Here is a 23,315-nt window from a genome sequence, read left to right as displayed (position 1 = left end):
GTTATAACCCAATTCTTCAACGTTACGCACAATTTTAGCCATTGTTTCAATAACTATCACCGGGAACTCGCCAACAGATGTTTCACCGCTTAGCATCACTGCATCAGCTCCATCAAGTACAGAGTTGGCTACATCGTTAACCTCGGCACGCGTAGGGCGGGGGGTAGTTATCATTGACTCCAGCATCTGGGTTGCAACAATTACCGGTTTTGAGGCTGCACGGCATTTACGGGCAATCATTTTTTGAAGCAATGGAACTTCTTCCAAAGGCATTTCAACTCCAAGATCGCCACGGGCAACCATTACACCATCTGTTGCGGCAATAATTTCATCTATATTATCAATGGCCTCGGGTTTTTCAACTTTGGCTATAACCCTTGCGGCTTTCCCGCTTTGGGCAATAATCTGTTTTAGTTCAATAATATCCTGGCCGGTGCGCACAAACGATAAGCCTATCCATTCCACATCATATTTTAATGCAAACTGCAGGTTGATCAAATCTTCTTCGGTTAAGCTTGGGATAGATACTTTGGTGTTTGGCAGGTTAACGCCTTTACGCGATGTTAAAATACCGCCGTGTACAACTTCGCATATAACTGTATCCAGTCTGTTGGTTTCAAGAACCCTTAACTGCAACTTGCCATCATCAAGCAAAATAATTTCGTCTGCCTGTACATCCTGCGGGAAGGTATCGTAAGTAATGTAGATCTGCTCATCATTACCAATACATTCCTGGGTAGTAATTTTAATATGTGTTCCGTTAACTAAGTGAATACCGCCATCTTTTACCAAACCGATACRAATTTTGGGGCCTTGTAAATCGGCCAATATGCCAACATTGGTTTTATATTCTTCGTTAATCTCTCTTATAGTATCAATAACAGCTTTGTGGTCTTCCGGGCGTCCGTGCGAAAAATTAAGGCGACAAACGTTTACTCCGGCTTTTATCATGGCTAATAAAACTTCTTTTTTAGCTGATGCCGGGCCCATGGTGGCAACAATCTTAGTACGATTATAATATAATTTCATATTGTTCTGTTTAAACTGGCTACGTATTCACATTAGGTGTAATACCAACACTTTTAAAATTTTGCGCTAAAATAACAGATTTTCCCGTGATTTTATTTTTTTCGGATCAATCTTTACGGCGGCAACAATTTCGGGAATCTTATTTATGGTTGATATCAGGTTGTCAAGGTCATTATCATCAATATAATTCCTGATCATTAAAAAATAATCGGCGCTCTTAATTTCGGGCACTAAATAGCCCTCAGAGCCTTTATTCGCAATAAAATAAAAATCAGTTTCGGTAGTTTCCCAGCTATAATGGTATTTTGAGAATAAAACAGGTTCGCTCCCCTGATGAATATCAACAGCCAGATCCTCCGTTTTAATAAAATTAAAATTTAAAAACTTATTGATAAGATAACATGCGCGGTAATCTTTTAATGAAGTTGTTACCGCAATCAGTACAAAATCAAAATCGATCTCAAACTTTAAAAATTTCCTGTTCAAAATCATTACTTTTACACCGTCAAAAATACAAATCGAAACCGTTCGAATAAAATTTTGTTATCGAATTATATTGTAAAAGTTTTAGATTTGATTATTGACAGAATTTATTTTTCTTTGCACTGAATTTTTATTAATCATTAAACTATAAAGACTATGTCTGATATCGCTTCAAGAGTAAAAGCTATTATCGTAGAAAAACTGGGTGTTGACGAAAGTGAAGTTACACCAGAAGCGAGTTTCACCAATGACCTTGGTGCCGACTCGTTAGACACCGTGGAATTGATCATGGAGTTTGAAAAAGAATTTAACGTGGCTATTCCTGACGATCAGGCTGAAACTATCGGTACTGTAGGTCAGGCTGTTGCTTACCTTGAAAAAAACGTTAAATAAGACTCCCTAACTGGATTAAATGGAGTTCAAAAGAGTTGTAGTAACCGGGCTTGGAGCACTTACTCCAATTGGTAATACCGTTTCTGAATATTGGAATGGTTTGATCAATGGGGTAAGTGGCGCTGCCTTTATCAAAAGTTTTGATACCACACATTTCAAAACTAAGTTCGCATGCGAAGTGAAGGGCTTTGATGCGGATGGTTTTTTGGGTCGTAAAGATGCCCGTAAATTAGATCCGTTTGTTCAATACGCGCTTTTCTCAACAGAAGAAGCTGTAAAAGATGCCGGGTTGGATTTTAGCAAATTAGATACCAGCCGAATCGGGGTTATCTGGGGATCAGGTATTGGCGGTTTAAAAACGTTTTTGGATGAAGTTGTAAACTTTGCCAAAGGCGATGGAACACCACGTTTCAACCCCTTCTTTATCCCTAAAATGATTGCTGATATTGCCCCTGGCCATATTTCTATCAAATACGGATTGCGCGGGCCAAATTTTTCAACTGTTTCTGCCTGTGCATCATCAAATAATTCGCTTATTGATTCATTCAACTATATCCGTTTGGGTAAAGCTAATATGTTTATAAGCGGAGGTTCTGAAGCCATTATCAACGAAGCAGGTATCGGCGGCTTTAACGCCATGCACGCCTTATCAACCCGTAACGACGATCCGGCAACGGCATCGCGTCCGTTTGATCTGGACAGAGATGGTTTTGTAGCCGGCGAAGGTGCAGGTACCATAATTTTAGAAGAACTGGAACATGCAAAGGCCCGTGGCGCTAAAATTTATGCCGAAATGATTGGTGGCGGCATGAGTGCTGATGCATACCATATGACAGCGCCACATCCGGATGGGCTTGGCGCAGCACTGGTTATGCGTGCAGCCCTGGAAGATGCTAACCTTACTCCTGCAGATATTGACTATGTAAATGTTCACGGAACATCAACACCCATCGGCGATCCGCAGGAAATTAAGGCTATACAAGATGTTTTTGGCGATGATATTTATCGTATAAATATCAGCTCAACCAAATCAATGACAGGCCATTTACTTGGCGCTGCCGGTGCAGTTGAAGCTATTGCTTCTATACTGGCTTTAAAGAATGGTATAATACCCCCTACTATTAACCATTTTGCCGACGATCCTTCTTTTGATCCTAAAATTAATTTCACCTTTAATAAAGCACAGCACCGTGAAATTAATATAGTTCAAAGCAATGGGTTTGGTTTCGGGGGCCATAATGCTTCTGTTATATTTAAGAAATACGAAGATTAATTGTGGTTTAATGCCTATAAGTCGGTTTTACAAGCTTTATATATCGCCCAATAGAAAATACGTTAAGGTTTTAAATAATTTGCTCGGTTTTGTGCCGGGCAATTTGTCGTTATACCGTTTGGCATTCCGGCATAAATCCGTAGCTCAAAACGTAAAAAAAGGGGTAAAGAACAGTAACGAGCGCCTGGAGTTTTTGGGCGACGCCGTGCTGGGCAGCGTTGTTGCAGAAGTACTTTTTAAACTTTACCCTTATGAAGATGAGGGCTTTTTAACTGAGCTGCGCTCAAAAATTGTGAGCCGTAATAATCTTAACCAGCTTGGCCGCAAGCTGGGCTTTGATAAACTAATTGAGTATGATAACCGCATGCTAAACTCCAGCAGGCAGGGATCATTACTTGGTGATGCTTTTGAAGCCTTAATTGGTGCTGTTTATTTGGATAAGGGCTATGATTTTACCAAGCGTTTCCTGATAAACCACATCATCAAATCGCATATTGATATCCATAAGCTGGAGCAAACCGAAACTAACTTTAAAAGTAAATTAATTGAATGGTGCCAGCGCCATGGCCGCGATATTACTTTTGAACTGGTAACCAACCAGGAAGGCGAGAACGCCAAACTTTTTACGGTGCAAGCGCTTGTTGATGGCGACGTGATGGGATCTGGCAAAGAATTTAGTAAAAAGAACGCCGAAAAGCTTGCCGCAGAAAAAGCCTGCGAAGCCTTGAGTATCTAAAAACAACCTATTTGTTAATGTTTTCCTGGTGAGGACAGCTTTGTAGAATCGGGTTTGATGAATGTTGGCGAATTAAGCAGCTCCAATTTATCTTTCTCGCTACTATTATTGTAGTATTCAAATGATTTCTGGGTGTGTTTTATCAGGTCGTAATCATTCCAGCCCTTCAGGTCATCAAATGTTGGCGTATAATAATTCATGAACCGCTGCGCCAGCGTATCCGATTGCAATTTGGTAATTTGCCTTACAAAAGCAACATTATATCGCCTGTTAATTTCTGCCTGTTCCACTTCGCCTTTTGAAAACTGGGCAAAACGCTTTGCCCGGTTAGGGGTTTTGCCAAAAAGTTCATAGATGCCTGTCAAGGGATTGGTTATAAACGAAGTTACCGGGGGCTTGCCATTGTAAAATGTACCCTGTTTACGATAATCGCTCATAATTTCATTTACCTCCTGCCGTTTGGTTTGCCCGGTAATTTTAACCTCGTTTAACACAATCTGGGGTTGCATATACACCGGCATATCGCTGTTATTCAACACCTCTATTTTTTGCGGAGTATATTTCTCTTTCGAAAAAAGCAGCGTATCCCCAACAGAGGCCTTTATCGTGAACCAACCAAGGTCATCGCTCATGATCAAAGCATTGGTTTTTAAATTTTTGATCATTACCTGGCCCACACGCTCGGGTGTGTTCTTTTTAGAGGTAACACCCTTAAGGGTAAATTCCTGGGCTGATGCGTTTAAAACAAAGCAAAAGCAAACGAGTAACTGCAGGGAAAAACGAATACGCATTAATACTATTGTAAACGCAAAGATAGCCAGAGTATTTTAAACTAAATGTGAAAAAGTGTTAAACGGTTGGAAGTCGGGAAAGTCCGAAAGTCAACAAAGACCGAAAGATTAGCGCAATTATGGTTTAAAATCCAACCGCCTGCGAATTATTTAACTGCCGCCTTCACCAACTTACGGACTTTACTGACTTACGGACTTTACTGACTTCCGGACTTTCTGACTTTTCAGACTTTCCGACTAAAACCCTATCTTTGCGCATGATAAAATCCATGACAGGGTATGGAATTGCCAGTTTTGATTCGGGTAATACAAAATATACCGTTGAGATCAAATCCCTGAACAGCAAGTTTCTTGAACTTTCACTCCGTTTGCCCAAAATATTTTCAGAAAAAGAATTTCAGCTGCGTAATGATTGCAGCAAAATGATAGAGCGCGGCAAAGTAAACCTATCTATTAATGTTGAGCAGGTAAATGCTTCGGTTAAAGCAGCCGGTATTGATAAGGTTTTGTTAAAACACTATTATCAGCAGCTTAAAGATGTAAGCCAGGAATTTAACGAGCCTACTTCAAACCTGTTGCAACTTGCTTTGGGCCTGCCCGAAGTTGTAAAATATGATGAAGAAACAGTATCAGAAGATGAATGGAAACTGGTAGAAAAAACATTTCAGCAGGCCCTGGCCGCTTTCCAGCAATTTAGGGCCGATGAGGGAAATGTATTGGAGAATGATGTAAAGTACCGTATCAATATCATACTTAAAAACCTGGAACTTGTTGAGTTAGAGGATCCAAAACGCATTCCACTGATCCGCGAAAGGCTAAACACATTTTTAGCCGAGGCCGCCAGCCGCGAAGCGATTGACCAAAACCGTTTTGAGCAGGAACTGATCTATTACATTGATAAGCTGGACATTACCGAAGAAAAAATAAGGCTTAAAACCCATTGCGAATACTTCATCGAAACACTTAAAAATGCCGATGCCAATGGCAAAAAGCTGGGTTTCATCTCGCAGGAGATAGGCAGAGAGATTAACACACTTGGCTCAAAAGCCAATGATGCCAATATCCAGAAACTGGTTGTAGGCATGAAAGAAGAATTGGAAAAGATTAAAGAACAACTGTTAAACGTATTATAGTTTATTGGTTCACTGGTTCATTAGTTCATTGGTAGCAAGCTGGTGACTGTGTACCACCAAACACCAATGAACTAATGAACTAATAAACCAATGACCCAAGAAGGTAAACTCATCATATTTTCGGCTCCATCCGGCGCAGGTAAAACTACTATAGTACATCATTTGCTCAGCATAATTCCCCAACTGGAGTTTTCTATTTCGGCAACTACACGCCCGGCGCGCGGCGATGAGGAAGATGGTAAAGATTATTATTTTATTAGCCTGGCAGAGTTTACACACCGTATTGCCAAAAAGCAATTTGTGGAATTTGAAGAAGTTTACACAGCCACGTTTTATGGCACCCTGCGTGCCGAAATTGAACGCATCTGGGCAAAAGGCAAAACTGTTATTTTTGATATAGACGTTGAAGGCGGCCTTCACCTTAAACGTAAATATGACGGGCAGGCACTTGCCATATTTGTGCAACCCCCATCATTAGAGGTTTTGATAGAGCGATTAACGAGCCGTGGCACCGATAGTGAAGAAAAACTGCGCGAACGCTTTGCAAAAGCCGAAAAAGAACTAAAATACGCCCCTCTATTTGATATTATACTCAAAAATTACGATCTTGAAACGGCTTGCAACGAAGCCGAGATATTAGTTAAAGATTTTATTAGCCCCCCGGCCCCCTAAAGGGGGAGGTAGTAAAGTTTATTTAGTCAGGGTTTACATATCATAAAAATCATAATTTATTCATTCCTTCCTTTAGGGGGATAGGGGGCAAACTGAAATGAAGATAGGCTTACTGTTCGGTTCATTTAATCCCATACATATAGGGCATCTTATCATTGCCAATTACATGGCCAACCATACAACCTTAGATAAGGTTTGGCTTGTGGTATCGCCGCAAAATCCGCTAAAAAAATATGGCGACCTGATTAACACTTACGACAGGCTTGAGATGGCACGCCTGGCTACTGATAATGCTACCAATATTACCGTAAGCGATGTAGAATTGCGACTGCCGCAGCCATCATATACAATTGATACGCTAACCCACCTGAAAGAAAAATATCCCGAACATGAGTTTGCCCTCATCATGGGATCCGACAACCTGGGCACCCTACACAAGTGGAAAAATTATAAGCTCATCCTGCGCGATTATCGCATCTTTGTTTATCCCCGTCCTGGCTATGAAAACGCCGAGCTTGCCAATCACCCATCCGTAACCATAACCATGACCCCGCTCATGGAGCTATCCGCCACCTTCATCCGCAAATCCATCGCCGAAAAAAAGAACGTTCAATATTTCGTACCAGACCCGGTTTTGAAATTTATTGAGAGCAAGAGCTTATATAAGTAAAATCGTATATTTATAAAAAGAAGATTGCAATGCTTACAAAAAACAAAGTAAAGGAATTGATTGACCACATGCCAGAAACATTTTCTGTGGATGATTTGGTGGATAAAGTAATTTTACTGCAAAAAATTGAAGCGGGTGAAAAGGAAATTGAAAATGGAGAAGGTATAGACTGGGAGGACATGAAAAAGGAAATGGATCTGTGGCTAAAATAATCATTTCTAAAACCGCCCGATCAGATCTGAAAGACATCATTAATTACATAAAACGTGATTCTATCAGATACGCATATTTGGAAAAAGTTAAAATTGAAGGCACTATAAACCGGCTGATCCTTCAAGCGTTTATTGGGAGGGTCGTTCCGGAATTAGAAAATGAAAACTACAGGGAGCTTATTTTTCAAAACTATAGGATCATTTACAAAATCCAATCTGAAGACCATATCTATATTTTATCTATTCACCACCACTCAAGATCAACATCTAATAATCCTGCGTTTCGGCCCGAAGAATGATTTTTAGTCAAGCTCAATAAAGAAAAAGTAAAAGAATGTCTTGTGGACATACCGGGAAAATTCACTGCTAATGAATTTATCGGCGTTGTTAGTTTGATGCAAAAAATTAAAATAGCTCGCGAACAATATAAAAATGGTCAGTTTTTAACTGAAGTGGAATTGGATAAAGAGATTGATAGCTGGAAATAGATATCATATAGCCTTTACGTTTTATCCTGCGACTCCACTTTTTAGCGATATGGATTACTGAGCACCTCGACAGAGTCACATTTATTACGCTCCCTTTGTTATAAATAGTTTTAAACTTTTTTCCCCTATCCAAAAATCCTTGCTCCTTTGTCCAAAAATCCTTATTCTATCTTCCTATCTTTGTTCCTGTGAGCGAGAAAACCATACTTAAATTACAACTGCCAACCGATCCGCTTTGGGTTAAAAATGTGGTGGAAAGCAATATTGAAGAACTGCTGACCGACCATGCTTTTTGCGAGCAAAAGGCAGCCAGCAATGCCATAACCCTTATTGTACAAAACCCCAATCTATCAGATCTGGTTCAGGAAATGGCTATGTTGGTGCAGGAGGAGATGGACCACTTTAAACGGGTGCATGATATTATTATAGAGCGTGGCTTTTTATTGGGCAGAGAACGTAAGGATAACTACGTGAATGAGCTCCGCAAATTCATCATCATCGGTGGCGGCCGGGAAGCGCAGCTGATTGATCGCCTATTGTTTTCGGCCATGATAGAGGCGCGCAGTTGCGAACGTTTTAAAGTATTATCAGAAAACATTAATGATAGCCAGTTATCAACATTTTACCACGAACTGATGATCAGCGAAGCCACACATTATTCCATGTTTATCCGCCTGGCCAAAAAATATGCGGTCGAAATAGATGTCGACAAACGCTGGAAAGAATTCCTGGAATATGAAGCCGCCGTGATACAAAACTACGGTAAAAGGGAAACCATACACGGATAGTTCATCTATACAAACAGGCTAATTACCGATACTTTTATTTATTACTTAACTTTAAATCTTTACTTTGGATATGTCGCGATTTAAAGCATTCTCGGTAGTAATACATATTGCCGGATGGCTGTTGTTCATGGCCTTTCCACTGGTATTTTTAAACCGCCAGAACCAGGACAGTACATCCACCCTACTTTTGCAGCAACCCAGTTACTGGTTATTTTGCTTCACATATATCTTCCTTTTTTACATCAACGCCAACTTGTTTATCCCAAGGCTTTTTTTAAAGAAAAAGTATTTGGCATACAGCCTAATAACCTTACTGTTATTAGGCTGCGTTTACTATTTAAAGCCATTTGACCGGATGCTCCGCAGCAGCGAAAACATTGCTATAGCAGATGAGCAGGCACCACGCGCACCAGCAAACCAACGCGGCCGAGGCGAGCCTCCGCCACGATTCAAACCGGGTCATCACAACAAGCCTCCGTTAGATATTGTCAGCCTGTTTATTTTCCTGATGATATTTGCTATAAGCACCGCCATTAAAACCATACAGCAATGGCAGCTCACCGAGCAACAAGTTACCCGTGCCGAGGCCGATAAAACAACAGCCGAGCTTTCATCTTTAAAAGCACAGATTAATCCGCACTTTTTGTTTAACACCCTTAATAATATATATACCCTTGTGGTTACCCAGGATGATAACGCGGCCGAAAGCGTCATGAAGTTATCCAACATTATGCGTTATGTAACCGAGGATGCAATGGCAGATTTTGTGCCCCTGCAAAACGAAATAAATTGCATTGGCGATTATATTGAACTGCAACGATTGCGAATGAGTAAAAACACAGAAGTAAATTTTTCTTTAAATGGCCATACCTCCGGTAAAAAAATACCCCCGCTTGTATTAATGACCTTTGTAGAAAACGTATTTAAATATGGTATCAGCAGTCACGAAAAAACGGTTATCAGCATTAAAGTGGATGCAAATGATAAAGATATTGCTTTCTTTTGCAAGAACCGCTTATTTGATAACCGGAGTGAAAACCAAAGTACCGGAGTAGGCATCAAAAATACAAAACAACGTTTGGCCCATTTATACCCAGGCAGGCATTTATTAAACATAAGCAACCAGGATGGTTACTATACCGTTCGGCTTAGCTTACAAACTTAAAACCAATGGTGCTAAAATGCATTGCAATTGATGATGAGCCTCTGGCATTAAAACTAATCAGCGGATATGTATCGCGTTTCCCGTCGTTGCAACTCATCAACACATTTGACGATGCCATATCAGGTGCCGAGTTTTTAAAAAACAAACCCGTAGATCTGCTCTTTATCGATATCAATATGCCGGATATTACCGGGATCGACCTCGTTCGCTCGCTTGAAGTAAGACCGATAGTGATTTTCACAACCGCCTACAAAAACTTTGCTTATGAAGGCTTTGAGTTAGAAGCTCTTGATTACATCCTGAAGCCCATTGATTTTAAACGTTTTGAAAAAGCTGTCGAAAAAGCTATAGACTACTATCAATATAAAAACAAACCCATAACCGAACAAGCCGACGAAAGCCTGTACGTATACTCCGAATACCGGATGGTAAAGATTGAGCTAAATGCTATTGAGTATATTGAAAGCATGGAAGATTATATCAAGATCCATTTAACCAATGCCAAAACGGTGCTTACCCTTATGCCGCTAAAAAAGGTACTGGAAAAATTACCTGCCGACAAATTCCAGCGCATCCACCGCAGTTATATTGTACCTGTTAACAAGATCCGCTCCATCCAGAACCGTAAGATTAAGCTCACCGACATTGAACTGCCGGTAAGCGAAAGTTACCTGGATATTGTTCGTAACTGGATGAAATCCCGGTAAAAAAAGCTGTATGCCCCGCCTAACTCACTTATTTACTGACGCCTTTTTTATTCCCGTCATCCTTATCCATTGATTTATACATAAATCAGCCAGGGGGCTTTGTTCATCTATACATAATACCGATTCACCGATACACTGTTGATTAAGCGGGTACCCGGGTTTACCTTTATATCGTTATTCCAATGGCGTTGCAGGGCAAAGTTGGTTTAACATAATACCCCTTTTTTCATATTAGTTTCGATAAAGCGCCGGTGTTTTAATACACGGCGCTTTTTTTAACAACAAATCACCTTTTTGTAATTTATTTAACCTTTAGGAGTTAAGGGCGCAATTTATTTTACTTTTGCACACGAAAGTTTATGGGCAAAAAAGGCATTTTATTAGTAAATTTAGGTACACCCAACAGCGCATCCACAGCCGATGTACGTACCTACCTGAATGAGTTTTTGATGGATCCGCGGGTTATTGATATAAACCCCGTAATGCGCACCCTGCTGGTTAGGGGTTTAATAGTTCCTTTCAGGGCGCCAAAATCGGCCAAATTATACCGGGCTATCTGGAGCGATACCACCGGCTCGCCATTAATGCACTACAGCCTTTTACAACAGGATGCTTTAAAAAAGCGCCTGGGTGATGATTACATTGTTGAGCTGGCCATGCGCTACCAAAATCCAACTATTGAATCGGCCCTTAACCGGTTGAAAGATGCTCTGGTTGATGAGATCCAGGTAATAGCCCTTTTCCCTCAATATGCATCGGCCAGTACCGGCTCGGTATATGATAAGGTGATGGAACTGCTGATGCAATGGCCTACCAAGCCAACCATATCGTTTGTTAATTCATTTCATGATAACGAACTGATGATTGCTACTTTTGCCGAAAACAGTCGCAAATATGATCCGGAGAAATTTGATCATATATTATTCAGCTTTCATGGATTGCCGCAAAGGCAATTGATTAAAGCGGATCATACGCACCAACACTGCTTAAAGGTTAACGATTGCTGCCAAACCCTTACCGATGCCAATAAGTTTTGCTACTCGGCACAATCGCACCATACAGCGCAGCTGATTGCCCAAAAGTTAAACATCCCCAAAGAAAAATACACCATCTGTTTCCAATCACGATTGGGTAACGATCCATGGGTACAACCCTATACCAGCGAAATTGTAGCCAAATTAGCCAAAGAAGGCAAAAAAAGCCTGCTGGTGTTTTGCCCCGCCTTTGTTGCCGACTGCCTGGAAACGGTTTACGAAGTAACCACCGAATACGGCGATGAATTTAAAGCCCTCGGCGGCGAAAGAGTACAGCTTGTTGAAAGCCTGAACGATTCGCCGATGTGGATAGATGCACTTGAAAAAATGGTTAGGGATAACCATATATCAGGGTAGACTACAAAAGTCTATTTCGATCACTCATACGCATGATCTAGTTTCCGGAAATTCTGAAGGTGAAATGATGTTTTAAAAGATTTGCCATTCTTCACTGCGTTCAGAATCTCGCTATCAGATCAGGCGCTGCGCCTGTCATCTTTATTTTATAGCGATAACCTCCGTCAAAAAAATCCTCCTCCTTTAAAAACTCATGACCTGTTTTGCTTATCCAGTAGGTTTCGGTAAAGTGCCTGCCTTTGTATTCGCTTTCGGTAAATAATTTCCAGCAATCGGTTTTGTTACCATCTAATGTAATGATCACTTCGCTACCTGTCACTTTATACAACACGTATTGAGGCATATTAATCCCGGCATCATAAAAGTTAATGGCAAAAGTCTTGCCGGCATCAAGGGGTAGCATCTCAAAAGTTTCGATATCCAGGTTCCAGTTAAAGTTGGGCACGGTAAAATCAAGCTTAAACTCTTTTTGCTCGTTACCGGCAACGGTATCGGCACCTGTAATTTTATCTGCGTCCCAGTTATAAGCTTTTATTTTTTTGCCGATAGTTTCTGCATGATAAACAGGTGCAAAACTGGCCATTTTATTAAGCGAGTAAACCGAGCGGTATGCCGCACTATCGGTACCGTACCAGTGTTGGGTAATCGAAAAATAATTTTCTTTATTCCGTTTCTCAATTTCAACATTGCGCAGCCAAAGCGAAAAACGCAGCCTGCGGTTGTCTTTTACATTCTGATAATATACCAGGTATTGCTTAAGTCCGGGTTTTAGGGCCGATGTGATGAGGCGTAGATCCTGTAAACGGATGGTATCTGTTTGTGCCGATACCTTTGGCATATGCGACAACAGCAATAATACAGTTAAACTGATGGCTATAACTTTTTCAATGATCTGTTCGGTTTTCATGGTGATTAAATTTTGATAATTTTTGCGATCCGGGAGGTTTGCCATTTCGTGGGTCTCGTTAATAACTAATTAATTACTGCGGATTTAAAAAGCCGTTTTGGTATAGCCAGTTCGTAGCCCAGTCAAACCATTTATCATGACTTTTGGGATTATCCAACGCAAAGCCGTGGCCTCCGGCCTGGAAAATGTGCATTTCTGCTTTCACTTTTGCATCAAGCAGGGCATTATAAAATAACAGGCTGTTTTGTGCCGGCACAAAACGATCATCTGCTGCATGTATCAGAAATGTTGGCGGAGTATTGGTGGTAACATGTTTTTCGTTGCTAAAAAAATCAAGCAGCTTTGCCGATGGTGTTTTGCCTATTAGTTTTTCACTGGTTACACTATGTGGCGTTAAACCAAAAGTAATTACCGGGTATATGAGCATCATAAAATCCGGACGAAGATTAATATGCTCTTTATTTTCAATTACAGGCACCTCAAAATGCGTTCCGGCAGTTGAAGCAAGGTGTCCGCCAGCCGAAAAACCGATAATACCTATTTTATCAGGACTGATTCCCCATTCTGATGCATGCTTACGGATCATAAGTATGGCCATTTGCGCATCCTGTAACGGACCTATAGTTTTATCAACCATGATATAATCACTGGGTAAGCGATATTTTAATACAAATGCAGCGACGCCTATTTTATTAAAGGCTTTGGCAATATCAGACCCTTCATCCTCAGATACCTCCACATAATAGCCCCCGCCGGGGCAAATAACTACTGCTGTTCCGTTTGCTATGCCTTTTACCGGGAGATAGGGCGTTACAGTCGGTTCTGTTACTTGCGAGATCCAGTTTAAACTATCAATTTTTTCAATGTAACCAGCGGGTGCCTTTTTTGAATTGGGGGCTCCCTTTGGATAAAGTAAAATTTGTTTTTGCTGGGCATAAACCAGGCCCTGAGCAAACGCCATTATTATTACTGTTACAAATACCTTTTTCATATAAGTTTTCATGATTCGTACCGTAAATCTGTGTTTTCAACAATCACTCATCAAATCATTTCAACCAATGGGAGTTTCTTTTTAGCGGAGTTGTAAATAACTTCAATTACCGCCCCATTATTTGAAAAACAAGAGATTATTGAATAAATGAACCCAACCATTGAAAACAAGATGAAGAAATCAAAAAGCTTTGTAAATTTAAAAATGAAGATCACCAACGGGCAGGCAACCATTAGCAGGCTTCAATGGCTAATTTGGATAGCCGTATTCCTTATCGTTTTTTTTTCTATTCTACCCGAAGTGAGCGTTTACCAATCGTTTGGTTTTACTTTGGTCAGTATAACTTTTTATGCGGTTGTAATTTATGGTAATATTAAATTTCTGTTTCCGCGATATTATGAAAAAGGGAAGAAGCTTGAGTACGTACTATACGCAATTATACTTTTAGTGGGCGGAGGGACAGCCCGGGGATACCTGATCATATATTTGCATAATATACTTTCTGCCTCCCCATCTGATCATGAAGTAATGACCTGGGGGATGTTCTTTAATTTTACGGTGGCCGGCTGTTTAACTTTTCTGCTGAGTTTTATCTTCCGTATCGCTTTAGCTTACTTCAAGCTAAAACAACAAACCGAAGAGATCATGGTCCAAAAAAGCCAGGCCGAACTCAATTTGTTAAAATCGCAGGTACAGCCGCATTTCCTTTTTAATACGCTTAACAATATTTATTACGAGGCTTATAAAGAAGCACCACGCACAGCCGCCTTAATTGAACGGTTATCAGATATTATGCGCTATTTTGTAGATGAAAGCCCCAGAGATGATGTGACCATAACCACCGAAGTACAATTCATCGAAAATTATATTGAGTTGGAAAAGATCCGCATCAGGTATGGGGTGGAAATCAGTTTCGAAAAGAAGTACAATTCCGATCTGCGTATTCCACCTATGCTGTTCATGACCTTTGTAGAAAACATTTTTAAACATGGCATCGATAAATCAAGCATCGAAAACCGGGTAGTTATTTCGTTGAAGCAACAGGATAGTTACCTGCTTTTTAAAACCAGTAATGCGGTTTACGAAGCCCCCGTAAATAACCAGCCAAACGGATTTGGTATAGTCAACCTGAAGAAAAGACTCACCATGCTATACCGCGAAAATTTTGAACTTACAACAACTAAAAACGACCAAACTTTCACCGCGTTCTTAAAAATACCACTGGCATGAATTTAAGCTGTATTATAATTGATGATGAACCCAACGCAGTAAACCTGCTGGAGATACTGATACAGCAAAGCACCCGATGGCAGCTAAAGGCCAAATGTTATGACGCGCTGGAAGCACTGGCCTTTTTAAAGGATGTTAAGGTTGATTTTATATTTTTAGATATAAATATGCCCAACCTTACCGGCATGGAACTTGCCGGCCTGTTACCGCCACATACCAAAATTGTATTCACCACAGCCTACTCCGAGTATGCCGCCGAAAGCTATACTTTTCAAACAATTGACTACCTGCTAAAACCCATAACCTTAAAACGTTTCTTAGCGGCGATGCAAAAGATCGAATCTTATTTCGATAAGCCCGAACCAATAGTACAAATCCAGTCTATTGCCAGTCAGGAGTACTTTTTTGTAAAATCGGGCAAAGTGTTCCGTAAAATACTGCTGGATGAGATCTTGTATTTCGAAGGCGAAAAGGAATATGTGCGTCTTGCTACCGCTCGGGAGCAATTGCTCATCTATCGCCGCCTGAAGGATATTGAGGAGCAGCTTTTACCGCCATTTGTTCGGGTGCACAACTCGTATATAGTAAACACCAAACAGCTTATCAAAATACAGGATAACCATGTTTACATCGGCGATAAACACATCCCTGTGAGTGAAAAGTTTAAAGATAGGTTTATGGCAGTAATTAATAAAAGGGTGTTTTGAGGGCTTCCTTCAAAAATAGAATAATTTGCCCGTCATTAGAAAGCAGCTCGCAACAATAGCATAGTCCGCAGCAGAAGTGCCCATAAAACGTTCTTTATCAACGTTGGTGGTTCGCGCGTTGCCATACCAGGTTACGCGCGGCAATTGCGCGGTGAAAAACCGCATGTGTTTGTTCATTAAGGTTGAAATATCATCAATATCCCTTACCTATCACGTAAAACCTATCCCTGCGATACCGTTACCTCACCCCTCAGGTCCATCTCCATGTAATGCTTTACAATTGCGGGGTCATCAAATTCGCCCAGCAGGTACATCATTTTGGTTACGGCCGATTCAAAGGTCATATCGTATCCGTTGGCTACACCTATATCTTTCAATTGCTTGCTGGTTTCATATCGGCCAAGCTCAACGGTACCCACTTTACATTGGGAGATATCTACAATCACTTTTCCTTCTTTAATGGCTTTTTCCAACAGGTTGATAAACCAGCTATCTGTAGTAGTATTGCCGGCGCCGAAGGTTTCCATTACAACGCCTCTTACATCTGCGTTTAAAATAGCCTCAACCACTTTGGGGCCAATGCCAGGGTACAGTTTCAGTACAGCCACCTCGCTTACCAGGTTATTATGAATAATTAACCCCTCGCCGTCGGTGGGCTGCCTGATATCATTTACGTTAAATTTAAGGTGGACGCCCGACTCGGCCAGTATGGGATAATTGGGCGAGCGGAAAGCCTCGAATTTAGATGAATTATATTTAAAAGCCCTGTTACCACGGAATAATTTGTAATCAAAATAGATACAAACCTCGGGCACACGGGACCGATCATGCTTTTTAGCCTTGGCAATCTCGATGGCGGTCATTAAATTTTCCTTGGCATCGGTACGTATGGCGCTTATGGGCAGCTGTGAGCCGGTGAATATAATGGGCTTATCAAGGTTCTCCAGCATAAAGCTCAGAGCTGACGCCGTGTAAGCCATAGTGTCCGATCCGTGTAAAATCACAAACCCATCGTTATCATGATAGTTTGCCTCAATCAGGCCCGCCAGTTCGCTCCAGATTGCCGGGTTCATGTTTGATGAATCGATGATCTCTTCAAAAGAATGCACCTTAATACGGCAATTGAGTTTTTCTAACTCGGGCACGTTATCCATTATTTGCTCAAAGTTGATAGGCTTGAGCACCTTTGTTACGGGATCACTCATCATACCGATTGTCCCCCCGGTATAAATGATCAGTATCTGACTCATGAATTAAGGTTTATGCTGTGTAAATCCATTACAATTATTATATACCAAACACCTGCCTGGAATTTTCAGTAGTGACAAAGGCCACCTGCTCCACACTTGTATGGTGCAGATCCGCCACCTTTTGGGCAATGTAAATCAAGTACGAACTTTCATTAGGTTTACCCCGGAACGGAACGGGCGTAAGGTACGGAGAATCTGTTTCTAAAACTATATGCTTTAAATCAATTTCAGATACTACTTTATCCAAACCCGCATTTTTATAGGTAACCACCCCGCCTATTCCCAAATAAAAGCCCAGGTCAATTACCTGCCTGGCCTGCTCCGGGTTGCCCGAAAAACAATGGAAAATTCCACGCAGGTTTTCGTCGTGCTCCTGCTGCAACACCTGGTATACCTCATTAAAGGCATCCCGGCAGTGGATAACAATAGGCAGCTTCAATTCTTTTGCCCATTTGATCTGCTGCCTGAAGGCCTTAACCTGCCCGGCTAAAAATGTTTTATCCCAATATAAATCGATACCTATTTCGCCTATGGCATATATTTTATTTAGCCGTTGGGCGGCCATTATAGCGGCCAGTTCGTGCTCCCAATCTGCTTTTACCGAACATGGGTGCAAGCCAAGCATAGGGTAACATACATCTGGATAGGCCTTTACCAGGTCATCCACAAGTGGTACCGATGCGGCATCTACATTGGGTAAAAACAACCTGCTGATGTTATTATCAATACACCGTTGTACCAATGCCGCGCGTTTACCGGCAATGGTTTCGTAATATAAATGGGTATGTGTATCTGTTAATACCATGCTGCAAAAGTAAAAAAGCCTCCCCGATATATCGGAGAGGCCTTAGAATTAATTTTTCTTTTTACTTACGGCTGTTTTTTTGGCTGCCGCTTTGTTTACCGGGTGCTTTACGCCGGACTTTGCAGCTACAGGAAGATGTTTGGTTGGTTTTATTTTTACAATCTCCAGATCGAATACAAGGGTACTATATGGCGGAATCACCTGGCCGCCCCCCTTTTCGCCATAACCCAAACTTGACGGGATTATGCATTTGGCTTTTGAACCTTCGTGCAATAAAGCCAAACCTTCTTCCCAGCCGGGGATAACACTACCCTGGCCTAAAACTACGCTGATAGGCTCATACGGGCGGCCCGGCTGATCAAGTCCGGCCGCTTTTGCTACTTGCTGGATACTGGTATCAAATATTTTACCATTTGTTAAACTACCAACATAATTTACCAATACGGTATCGCCGGCTAAGGGCTTACGTAAAGCAGATGGCTTTGTAACAATATATTTTAAACCCGATGCCGTGGTAACCGGGCTTAGTTTATTAGCTGCGATATAACCGTTGGCATCCACAGCTTCCTGTTGTTTCAGTTTTTCAATAGCGGCAGTCCGCTCGGCCATAGCCGCCTCTAATGATTGCACCTTAGTTATCTTTATAATAAAAGTTAAATAACTGCTTTTAGGAAAAAACGGAGGGCGCGCCTCTTCATGGCCTTTAAAAATAGAATCGGTAGGTACTTTCACCATCGCGCTATCATTAAGGGTAAGTAACGGAAATATATCCATTAAATCGGCTACATTTTGAGCAGGGTGTACCTGGGCCTGTACTGTATGCCCGGCCACGTACGAACTAAATAAAACAGAGTCCTTATCGGTTTTTTGGATGTAATGAAAGGTAATCACATCGTTCTGCTTCACTTTTTCGCCCGTATTATGGGTGAAGATCTGGTATTGTGCGCCTTTAGCAGTGGTTTGCAAACCACCTTGCGCATGTGCCCCTAATGTAGCTACGCCCAGCAGGGGAGTTAGGAAATAAAAAATGTTTTTCATAAAATAAAAATAAAAAAGCCTTTCCGACTGGTGTCAGAAAGGCCGTAAAAGTTTTCTTAATTACCTTGTTGGCGGAGTCATTTGTGGCTCAGCCGGTTTTGGTGCATTTGGATTTGGGTGCACAATATCAACCATCTCCATTTCAAAAATAATTGGCGTGTATGGACCAATCGGGCCTACACCCTGATCTTTGTACGCGATGGCCGAAGGGATAACCAATGTGATTTTAGACCCTTTGTTCATCAGTTGCAAACCTTCATCCCAACCTGGTATTACTTTACCCTGGCCAACCGGGATACGAATAGGTGCATATGGGCGACCTGGTTCAATAGGTTGTTTTTCTTTAATGGCTATTTCTTTAACACTGGTTTCAAATATTTTACCAGTTGGAAGCCTGCCTGTGTAGTTTACAACGGCGGTATCACCAACAGCTGGTGTTGCGCCAGTGCCCGGTGTAGTAATAACATAATTTAAGCCCGAAGCTGTAGTAGTAACCTTTAAGTTATGATCGGCAATGTATTTTTTGATCTTACCTGGCTCCTGGTTTTTCATTACATCAGTAAGGGTTTTTAAATAATCATTAATGCGGCCACGGAAAACCTGCTCGGTAAGCGCGCCTTTGGCAATTACCTTATTAATGTTAACCTGGAAGATTAAAAATTTACCTTTGATGTTTGGCGGACGTTGCTGACCGCCTTTAAATATTGAGTCGGTTGCTACTTTAAATGTAGCGCTATCGCCTTCACCAAGCATTCCAATACCGGTGTATACATCGCCTTTTGATTGAGGCTTTGGCATTGGCATAATAACGGGGCGACCGGCTTCATAGCTGTTAACCAATATGGAATCGCCATCGGTTTTTACAATCATGTTAAGACTCACAAAGTCGCCTTCCTTAATATGCACACCACCTTTTGAAGTGTGTATATTATAAAGCAAGCCCGCCTCTCCTTTTTTAAAGCCTCCGTTGCAACTTGCAAATCCAATTGCAGCAATGGCTAAGAACATTAGTTTTCTTTTCATTTTATTGTTTTAATAGTTTTTTATATTCGGGTAATAGGGTTTTAAATTGTTGTACAACCTGTTCAAGGCTATCTGTTGAGTGACCACCGGCAGCATTGCGGTGACCTCCGCCGTTAAAGTATTTTTTACAGATCTCATTTGCCGGGAATTCGCCTTTTGAACGTAACGAAAGTTTTACCTTATCGCTGCGCTCAACAATAAATGCTGCCAGCTTTATGCTGGCAATTGATAAGGCATAGTTCACTATGCCTTCGGTATCGCCCGTATCAACATCGTATTTCTGCAGATCCACTTTATTAACGGATATTATAGCCGTATTGTATTCGGGCAAAATCTCCAGACAGTTTGCAAGGCAATGTCCCAGGAACCTTAAACGGTTTTCTGACGCACTATTGTATACCAGTTCGTGAATCCGCCAGTTAACAGCCCCCGCATCAATCAGCTCGGCCACTATCCGGTGCACGGTTGATGAGGTATTTGGCAACCGGAATGATGCAGAATCGGTCATGATACCTGTATAAAGGCAGGTAGCCACGTCCTTATTGATCAATTCTTTATGATGAAGCTCATTAACTATAAAATCATAAATAAGCTGGGCGGTTGCGCAGGCGTTTATATTCCAATGCCTGTAATCGTCAAAATCCTCGGGATCAAGGTGATGATCAATCATTATTTTATAGGCCTTGCTCTCGCCTACCAAAACACCCATCTCGTTAATGCGGCCCAAAGCGTTAAAATCAAGGCAAAATATCAGCTGGGCATTGGCAATAAGGGTGGCGGCCGTTTCGGTTTGTTCGGTATATACAATAACCTCATCATCGCCGGGCAGCCAGCTTAAAAAGTCGGGGTAATCGGTAGGTGTAATAACCGAGGTGTGATGCCCCTGCTGTATTAAATAATTATATAAACCCAAAGACGAACCCATAGCATCTCCATCAGGTTTATGATGAGTAGTGATCACTATTTTTTTGGGGCTTGCTAAAAGGTCTGTAAGCGCGGCTAAATCTAACATCAATTTTAAAAAAGAGTTGCAAAGCTAAATAAATAAATTAAATACAAACCATCTAATTTAATTCAAAAAGCTTTATCATACAGATGTAAAACGCTACTTTTGCGCCAATTTTAAACAAATAAACAAACATCATAAGCTCTCGCCTAAATAAGTAAATAGGCTTATGAAAATTCATTACCCATAAAGAACAATAAAAAAAATGGCAACTAACAGAACTTTTACCATGATTAAGCCGGATGCTGTTGCAAACGGGCATATTGGTGCAATTTTAGATAAAATAACAAAAAGCGGATTTAAGATCATCGCGCTTAAATATACCTACCTGACGCCCGAAAAAGCAGGTCAGTTTTACGAAGTACACAAAGAACGACCTTTTTACAATGCCCTGGTTAGCTTTATGTCATCTGGCCCTATAGTAGCTGCAATACTGGAAAAAGATAACGCTATTGAAGATTTTCGCAAGCTAATTGGTGCAACCGACCCAGCCAAAGCCGAAGAAGGCACAATACGCAACCTGTTTGCAGAATCAATTGAGGCAAACGCGGTTCACGGCTCAGACTCTGATGACAACGCTGCTATTGAAGGCAGTTTCTTTTTCTCGGCTTTCGAGAAATTTTAATAATAGAGCAATTTTAATAATTAATAATATTAGGGGTGTAACATCAGTATTACACCCCTAATATTATTTGCCAATTTATTGCTTTTTATATTTAAAGTTTTGTAGCTTTACAATACGGGGCTTATTAGTTCCTTTATTAAATAATATTGTAAACCTTTTCCTTTAAAGCTTTAAATTATGAAACTGCTATTAAAACCAATCATTTACGCACTAATAGTGGTATGTTTAGTAACGGTTTCCATATTAATTTACAGAGCCCATCCCGAAGTTCAGTTAGCATTTATAATCCCCGGCCTGTTTATTTTGATTTACTCGGTAATAACCGACGATATGGGCATAAAGCAGCATGTGCGCACCCGTAACCTTCGTTTTTCAAGAGGAAGATAATCTCTTCTTTCCTAAATCATTTCGTTCCTGATTATTCCGGATTTATTTACCCGGCAACGCACCTGTTAAGTCAATAGCACTAAGTCGTAGTTATAAGCAGGATTTGTTCTTTTTGACCTCCAACTTAAGCTTTTGACTAAAAGAATGTCAATTCAAGGCTGACACGACACTATCAGTTTTTTTAAATTTGATCCTATAAAAATATAATCTCCTCTACCAACACCCCTTTTGCCTCTTCGTTTATTTTTTCAATTATCTGCGTGCGCATGAGCATCAATTCGTGCTTTATAACAGATGATTCTATCCGCAAAAACAACTTCTTATCTCTTATAAACAATTCCTTTGTACGGTTAGCTACCGATTTACCCACCAGCTCGGGCCATGCGGCAACAACAGCCGTTTCATCATAGCGGCGCTTAATTTTGTATACATTAAGCATCTGCTCAATAGCCTCCTTTAATGATTTGTCGTTTGTTTTACGCATCGATAGCTCCTTTAATTACATTAAATAATTTTACCTGCACTGCTATTTTTGCAAATATCTGCTCAACTCGGGTTACGCTGGTGTCGGTAATAAACACCTGCCCAAAATCATTGTTACTTACCATTTTCATCAGCTTGGTAACACGCTCATCATCCAGTTTATCAAAAATATCATCAAGCAACAGCAGCGGTTTAAATCCTTTTTGCTGGTACAAGAAGGTATACTGCGCCAGCTTAAGCGCAATTAAAAATGATTTTTGCTGCCCCTGCGATCCAAATTTTTTCATGGCCATGCCGTGAATGCCAAACTGCAAATCATCCTTATGAATCCCCACAGTAGTACGTTCAAGCGCCCTGTCGCGTTCTACAGTTTTCTTTAACAGGGTGGCAAAATCATCCTGAATCAATTGCGATTCATAAACCAGTTCAACCAATTCGGCATCATCACTTATAAAGCTATAATGCTTATTAAAAATAGTTGTAAAATCCTCCATAAAAGCCTTGCGCCGCTCATATATCCTGGTGCCCGATAGTACCAGCTGCTCATCAAGTACTTCCAGCAAACTGGGGTCGTAACGGCCTGTATCGGCTATTAGCTTTAACAAAGCGTTGCGGTTGGCCAATACCTTATTATAGGTTATCAACTCATCAAGATAATGGTTATCCGTTTGCGATATTACATTGTCAATAAACTTGCGGCGCTCCTCGCTGCCCTCGGTGATAATACTGGTATCATAAGGCGATATCATTACCAGCGGCAATAAACCAATATGATCTGCCAGGCGTTGGTAGTCTTTTTTATTTCGCTTAAACTGCTTCTTTTGGTTCCGTTTTACAGAACAAGCTACCGCCTCGGTTTGTTGATTTTTGTTGAAAACTCCTGTGATGATAAAAAAATCAGTCCCCTGTTTTATTTGCTGGCTATCTATGGG

30 protein-coding genes are annotated in these 23,315 nt (G+C 40.9%); 17 read left to right on the top strand and 13 right to left on the bottom strand.

All coding sequences use genetic code 11. The annotated features are described in order from the left end of the window. Positions 1 to 1,029, bottom strand: a 1,029-nt coding sequence (gene pyk, locus AC1DPZ_RS06300; protein WP_477401988.1) for a pyruvate kinase, incomplete at its 3' end; no start/stop codon positions are given. Between the two features lie 66 nt (positions 1,030 to 1,095). Next, the gene (locus AC1DPZ_RS06295; RefSeq protein ID WP_477401987.1) at positions 1,096 to 1,521 is read right to left on the bottom strand and encodes an IPExxxVDY family protein; all 426 of its coding nucleotides are present in this window, start codon (positions 1,519 to 1,521) and stop codon (positions 1,096 to 1,098) included. Positions 1,522 to 1,668: 147 nt separating this feature from the next. Between AC1DPZ_RS06295 and AC1DPZ_RS06290 the strand changes: the two genes are divergently transcribed. Genes AC1DPZ_RS06290 through rnc form a run of 3 tightly spaced genes read left to right on the top strand, consistent with a single transcriptional unit; the run spans position 1,669 to position 3,914 of the window. Then, complete coding sequence (locus tag AC1DPZ_RS06290; protein WP_031266521.1) at positions 1,669 to 1,905, top strand: acyl carrier protein; 237 nt, start codon at positions 1,669 to 1,671, stop codon at positions 1,903 to 1,905. A 19-nt stretch (positions 1,906 to 1,924) separates the two neighbouring features. Beyond that, positions 1,925 to 3,178 (top strand): beta-ketoacyl-ACP synthase II, encoded by a 1,254-nt coding sequence (gene fabF / locus AC1DPZ_RS06285; RefSeq protein ID WP_477401986.1) that lies wholly within the window; start codon positions 1,925 to 1,927, stop codon positions 3,176 to 3,178. A gap of 10 nt (positions 3,179 to 3,188) precedes the next feature. Further along, entirely contained in the window at positions 3,189 to 3,914 is a 726-nt protein-coding gene (gene rnc, locus AC1DPZ_RS06280) for a ribonuclease III (RefSeq protein WP_477401985.1), read from the top strand. Positions 3,915 to 3,928: 14 nt separating this feature from the next. On the opposite strand, the gene AC1DPZ_RS06275 is transcribed toward rnc, so the two are convergent. Continuing rightward, a complete protein-coding gene (locus AC1DPZ_RS06275) occupies positions 3,929 to 4,705 on the bottom strand; it encodes a hypothetical protein (RefSeq protein WP_477401984.1) in 777 nt (258 codons plus the stop codon). Positions 4,706 to 4,962: 257 nt separating this feature from the next. Between AC1DPZ_RS06275 and AC1DPZ_RS06270 the strand changes: the two genes are divergently transcribed. From AC1DPZ_RS06270 to hemH, 10 genes are all read left to right on the top strand, one after another. Continuing rightward, a complete protein-coding gene (locus tag AC1DPZ_RS06270) occupies positions 4,963 to 5,838 on the top strand; it encodes a YicC/YloC family endoribonuclease (RefSeq protein WP_477401983.1) in 876 nt (291 codons plus the stop codon). A gap of 90 nt (positions 5,839 to 5,928) precedes the next feature. After that, on the top strand, positions 5,929 to 6,510 hold the full coding sequence (gene gmk / locus AC1DPZ_RS06265) for a guanylate kinase (protein ID WP_477401982.1): 582 nt from the start codon (positions 5,929 to 5,931) through the stop codon (positions 6,508 to 6,510). 97 nt (positions 6,511 to 6,607) lie between these two features. Continuing rightward, positions 6,608 to 7,180, top strand: coding sequence for a nicotinate (nicotinamide) nucleotide adenylyltransferase (gene nadD, locus AC1DPZ_RS06260; RefSeq protein ID WP_477401981.1), 573 nt, complete (start codon positions 6,608 to 6,610; stop codon positions 7,178 to 7,180). A gap of 29 nt (positions 7,181 to 7,209) precedes the next feature. After that, complete coding sequence (locus AC1DPZ_RS06255; protein WP_477397753.1) at positions 7,210 to 7,392, top strand: hypothetical protein; 183 nt, start codon at positions 7,210 to 7,212, stop codon at positions 7,390 to 7,392. Continuing rightward, complete coding sequence (locus AC1DPZ_RS06250; RefSeq protein ID WP_477401979.1) at positions 7,380 to 7,691, top strand: type II toxin-antitoxin system RelE/ParE family toxin; 312 nt, start codon at positions 7,380 to 7,382, stop codon at positions 7,689 to 7,691. The genes AC1DPZ_RS06255 and AC1DPZ_RS06250 overlap by 13 nt, the downstream gene beginning before the upstream one ends. A 42-nt stretch (positions 7,692 to 7,733) precedes the next feature. Beyond that, complete coding sequence (locus AC1DPZ_RS06245; RefSeq protein ID WP_477401978.1) at positions 7,734 to 7,880, top strand: hypothetical protein; 147 nt, start codon at positions 7,734 to 7,736, stop codon at positions 7,878 to 7,880. 188 nt (positions 7,881 to 8,068) lie between these two features. Beyond that, complete coding sequence (locus tag AC1DPZ_RS06240; protein WP_477401977.1) at positions 8,069 to 8,668, top strand: MiaE family protein; 600 nt, start codon at positions 8,069 to 8,071, stop codon at positions 8,666 to 8,668. A 70-nt stretch (positions 8,669 to 8,738) separates the two neighbouring features. Further along, complete coding sequence (locus AC1DPZ_RS06235; RefSeq protein ID WP_477401976.1) at positions 8,739 to 9,833, top strand: sensor histidine kinase; 1,095 nt, start codon at positions 8,739 to 8,741, stop codon at positions 9,831 to 9,833. A 5-nt stretch (positions 9,834 to 9,838) separates the two neighbouring features. Continuing rightward, a complete protein-coding gene (locus tag AC1DPZ_RS06230) occupies positions 9,839 to 10,540 on the top strand; it encodes a LytR/AlgR family response regulator transcription factor (protein WP_477401975.1) in 702 nt (233 codons plus the stop codon). A 359-nt stretch (positions 10,541 to 10,899) separates the two neighbouring features. After that, positions 10,900 to 11,931, top strand: a complete 1,032-nt coding sequence (hemH, locus tag AC1DPZ_RS06225; RefSeq protein ID WP_477401974.1) for a ferrochelatase — start codon at positions 10,900 to 10,902, stop codon at positions 11,929 to 11,931. 100 nt (positions 11,932 to 12,031) lie between these two features. Here hemH and AC1DPZ_RS06220 read toward each other — a convergent pair whose 3' ends face one another. Further along, positions 12,032 to 12,838 carry a DUF3108 domain-containing protein gene (locus tag AC1DPZ_RS06220; RefSeq protein WP_477401973.1) on the bottom strand — a complete coding sequence of 269 codons (807 nt, stop codon included), beginning with the start codon at positions 12,836 to 12,838 and terminating at the stop codon, positions 12,032 to 12,034. Between the two features lie 73 nt (positions 12,839 to 12,911). Beyond that, positions 12,912 to 13,829 (bottom strand): alpha/beta hydrolase, encoded by a 918-nt coding sequence (locus AC1DPZ_RS06215; protein ID WP_477401972.1) that lies wholly within the window; start codon positions 13,827 to 13,829, stop codon positions 12,912 to 12,914. 147 nt (positions 13,830 to 13,976) lie between these two features. Here AC1DPZ_RS06215 and AC1DPZ_RS06210 point away from each other — a divergent pair, with 147 nt between their 5' ends. Both AC1DPZ_RS06210 and AC1DPZ_RS06205 read left to right on the top strand, forming a co-directional pair. Then, entirely contained in the window at positions 13,977 to 15,059 is a 1,083-nt protein-coding gene (locus AC1DPZ_RS06210; RefSeq protein WP_477401971.1) for a sensor histidine kinase, read from the top strand. Next, positions 15,056 to 15,766: a LytR/AlgR family response regulator transcription factor gene (locus tag AC1DPZ_RS06205; RefSeq protein ID WP_477401970.1), complete on the top strand. Its 711-nt coding sequence runs from the start codon at positions 15,056 to 15,058 to the stop codon at positions 15,764 to 15,766. Before AC1DPZ_RS06210 ends, AC1DPZ_RS06205 begins: the two co-directional genes overlap by 4 nt. A gap of 9 nt (positions 15,767 to 15,775) precedes the next feature. Here the strand turns inward: AC1DPZ_RS06205 and AC1DPZ_RS06200 are convergent, their stop codons facing one another. The 6 genes from AC1DPZ_RS06200 to AC1DPZ_RS06175 are packed head-to-tail and all read right to left on the bottom strand — an operon-like array spanning position 15,776 to position 20,894. Then, positions 15,776 to 15,931 carry a hypothetical protein gene (locus AC1DPZ_RS06200; protein ID WP_477401969.1) on the bottom strand — a complete coding sequence of 52 codons (156 nt, stop codon included), beginning with the start codon at positions 15,929 to 15,931 and terminating at the stop codon, positions 15,776 to 15,778. Between the two features lie 56 nt (positions 15,932 to 15,987). Then, entirely contained in the window at positions 15,988 to 17,016 is a 1,029-nt protein-coding gene (locus AC1DPZ_RS06195; RefSeq protein ID WP_477401968.1) for an asparaginase, read from the bottom strand. A gap of 37 nt (positions 17,017 to 17,053) precedes the next feature. Then, positions 17,054 to 17,821, bottom strand: coding sequence for a TatD family hydrolase (locus AC1DPZ_RS06190; RefSeq protein ID WP_477401967.1), 768 nt, complete (start codon positions 17,819 to 17,821; stop codon positions 17,054 to 17,056). Positions 17,822 to 17,869: 48 nt separating this feature from the next. Further along, positions 17,870 to 18,859 carry an FKBP-type peptidyl-prolyl cis-trans isomerase gene (locus AC1DPZ_RS06185; protein ID WP_477401966.1) on the bottom strand — a complete coding sequence of 330 codons (990 nt, stop codon included), beginning with the start codon at positions 18,857 to 18,859 and terminating at the stop codon, positions 17,870 to 17,872. 60 nt (positions 18,860 to 18,919) lie between these two features. Further along, entirely contained in the window at positions 18,920 to 19,882 is a 963-nt protein-coding gene (locus AC1DPZ_RS06180) for an FKBP-type peptidyl-prolyl cis-trans isomerase (RefSeq protein ID WP_477401964.1), read from the bottom strand. Position 19,883: 1 nt separating this feature from the next. After that, positions 19,884 to 20,894: a DHH family phosphoesterase gene (locus tag AC1DPZ_RS06175; protein ID WP_477401963.1), complete on the bottom strand. Its 1,011-nt coding sequence runs from the start codon at positions 20,892 to 20,894 to the stop codon at positions 19,884 to 19,886. Between the two features lie 199 nt (positions 20,895 to 21,093). Between AC1DPZ_RS06175 and AC1DPZ_RS06170 the strand changes: the two genes are divergently transcribed. Both AC1DPZ_RS06170 and AC1DPZ_RS06165 read left to right on the top strand, forming a co-directional pair. Next, on the top strand, positions 21,094 to 21,513 hold the full coding sequence (locus tag AC1DPZ_RS06170; RefSeq protein ID WP_477401962.1) for a nucleoside-diphosphate kinase: 420 nt from the start codon (positions 21,094 to 21,096) through the stop codon (positions 21,511 to 21,513). Between the two features lie 177 nt (positions 21,514 to 21,690). Continuing rightward, the gene (locus tag AC1DPZ_RS06165; protein ID WP_477401961.1) at positions 21,691 to 21,900 is read left to right on the top strand and encodes a hypothetical protein; all 210 of its coding nucleotides are present in this window, start codon (positions 21,691 to 21,693) and stop codon (positions 21,898 to 21,900) included. Positions 21,901 to 22,093: 193 nt separating this feature from the next. On the opposite strand, the gene AC1DPZ_RS06160 is transcribed toward AC1DPZ_RS06165, so the two are convergent. Both AC1DPZ_RS06160 and recF read right to left on the bottom strand, forming a co-directional pair. After that, complete coding sequence (locus AC1DPZ_RS06160; RefSeq protein WP_477401960.1) at positions 22,094 to 22,384, bottom strand: DciA family protein; 291 nt, start codon at positions 22,382 to 22,384, stop codon at positions 22,094 to 22,096. Further along, on the bottom strand, positions 22,377 to 23,315 hold a 939-nt coding region (recF, locus tag AC1DPZ_RS06155), incomplete at its 5' end, for a DNA replication/repair protein RecF (RefSeq protein ID WP_477401959.1). The genes AC1DPZ_RS06160 and recF, both read right to left, overlap by 8 nt.

This window comes from Mucilaginibacter sp. P4_G9 (assembly GCF_056400985.1).
The sequence above is the reverse complement of the archived record's forward strand: the minus strand, read 5'-3'. Positions and strand labels throughout refer to the sequence as shown.

Coding starts and splice junctions, on each gene's coding strand:
- AC1DPZ_RS06295 (WP_477401987.1), bottom strand. CDS start 1,521: ATGATTTTGAACAGGAAATTTTTAAAGTTTGAGATCGATTTTGATTTT.
- AC1DPZ_RS06275 (WP_477401984.1), bottom strand. CDS start 4,705: ATGCGTATTCGTTTTTCCCTGCAGTTACTCGTTTGCTTTTGCTTTGTT.
- AC1DPZ_RS06165 (WP_477401961.1), top strand. CDS start 21,691: ATGAAACTGCTATTAAAACCAATCATTTACGCACTAATAGTGGTATGT.
- AC1DPZ_RS06290 (WP_031266521.1), top strand. CDS start 1,669: ATGTCTGATATCGCTTCAAGAGTAAAAGCTATTATCGTAGAAAAACTG.
- AC1DPZ_RS06270 (WP_477401983.1), top strand. CDS start 4,963: ATGATAAAATCCATGACAGGGTATGGAATTGCCAGTTTTGATTCGGGT.
- fabF (WP_477401986.1), top strand. CDS start 1,925: ATGGAGTTCAAAAGAGTTGTAGTAACCGGGCTTGGAGCACTTACTCCA.
- AC1DPZ_RS06160 (WP_477401960.1), bottom strand. CDS start 22,384: ATGCGTAAAACAAACGACAAATCATTAAAGGAGGCTATTGAGCAGATG.
- AC1DPZ_RS06255 (WP_477397753.1), top strand. CDS start 7,210: ATGCTTACAAAAAACAAAGTAAAGGAATTGATTGACCACATGCCAGAA.
- AC1DPZ_RS06190 (WP_477401967.1), bottom strand. CDS start 17,821: ATGGTATTAACAGATACACATACCCATTTATATTACGAAACCATTGCC.
- AC1DPZ_RS06195 (WP_477401968.1), bottom strand. CDS start 17,016: ATGAGTCAGATACTGATCATTTATACCGGGGGGACAATCGGTATGATG.
- AC1DPZ_RS06170 (WP_477401962.1), top strand. CDS start 21,094: ATGGCAACTAACAGAACTTTTACCATGATTAAGCCGGATGCTGTTGCA.
- hemH (WP_477401974.1), top strand. CDS start 10,900: ATGGGCAAAAAAGGCATTTTATTAGTAAATTTAGGTACACCCAACAGC.
- AC1DPZ_RS06200 (WP_477401969.1), bottom strand. CDS start 15,931: ATGCGGTTTTTCACCGCGCAATTGCCGCGCGTAACCTGGTATGGCAAC.
- AC1DPZ_RS06205 (WP_477401970.1), top strand. CDS start 15,056: ATGAATTTAAGCTGTATTATAATTGATGATGAACCCAACGCAGTAAAC.
- nadD (WP_477401981.1), top strand. CDS start 6,608: ATGAAGATAGGCTTACTGTTCGGTTCATTTAATCCCATACATATAGGG.
- rnc (WP_477401985.1), top strand. CDS start 3,189: ATGCCTATAAGTCGGTTTTACAAGCTTTATATATCGCCCAATAGAAAA.
- AC1DPZ_RS06235 (WP_477401976.1), top strand. CDS start 8,739: ATGTCGCGATTTAAAGCATTCTCGGTAGTAATACATATTGCCGGATGG.
- AC1DPZ_RS06175 (WP_477401963.1), bottom strand. CDS start 20,894: ATGTTAGATTTAGCCGCGCTTACAGACCTTTTAGCAAGCCCCAAAAAA.
- gmk (WP_477401982.1), top strand. CDS start 5,929: ATGACCCAAGAAGGTAAACTCATCATATTTTCGGCTCCATCCGGCGCA.
- AC1DPZ_RS06180 (WP_477401964.1), bottom strand. CDS start 19,882: ATGAAAAGAAAACTAATGTTCTTAGCCATTGCTGCAATTGGATTTGCA.
- AC1DPZ_RS06210 (WP_477401971.1), top strand. CDS start 13,977: ATGAACCCAACCATTGAAAACAAGATGAAGAAATCAAAAAGCTTTGTA.
- AC1DPZ_RS06230 (WP_477401975.1), top strand. CDS start 9,839: ATGGTGCTAAAATGCATTGCAATTGATGATGAGCCTCTGGCATTAAAA.
- AC1DPZ_RS06185 (WP_477401966.1), bottom strand. CDS start 18,859: ATGAAAAACATTTTTTATTTCCTAACTCCCCTGCTGGGCGTAGCTACA.
- AC1DPZ_RS06220 (WP_477401973.1), bottom strand. CDS start 12,838: ATGAAAACCGAACAGATCATTGAAAAAGTTATAGCCATCAGTTTAACT.
- AC1DPZ_RS06215 (WP_477401972.1), bottom strand. CDS start 13,829: ATGAAAAAGGTATTTGTAACAGTAATAATAATGGCGTTTGCTCAGGGC.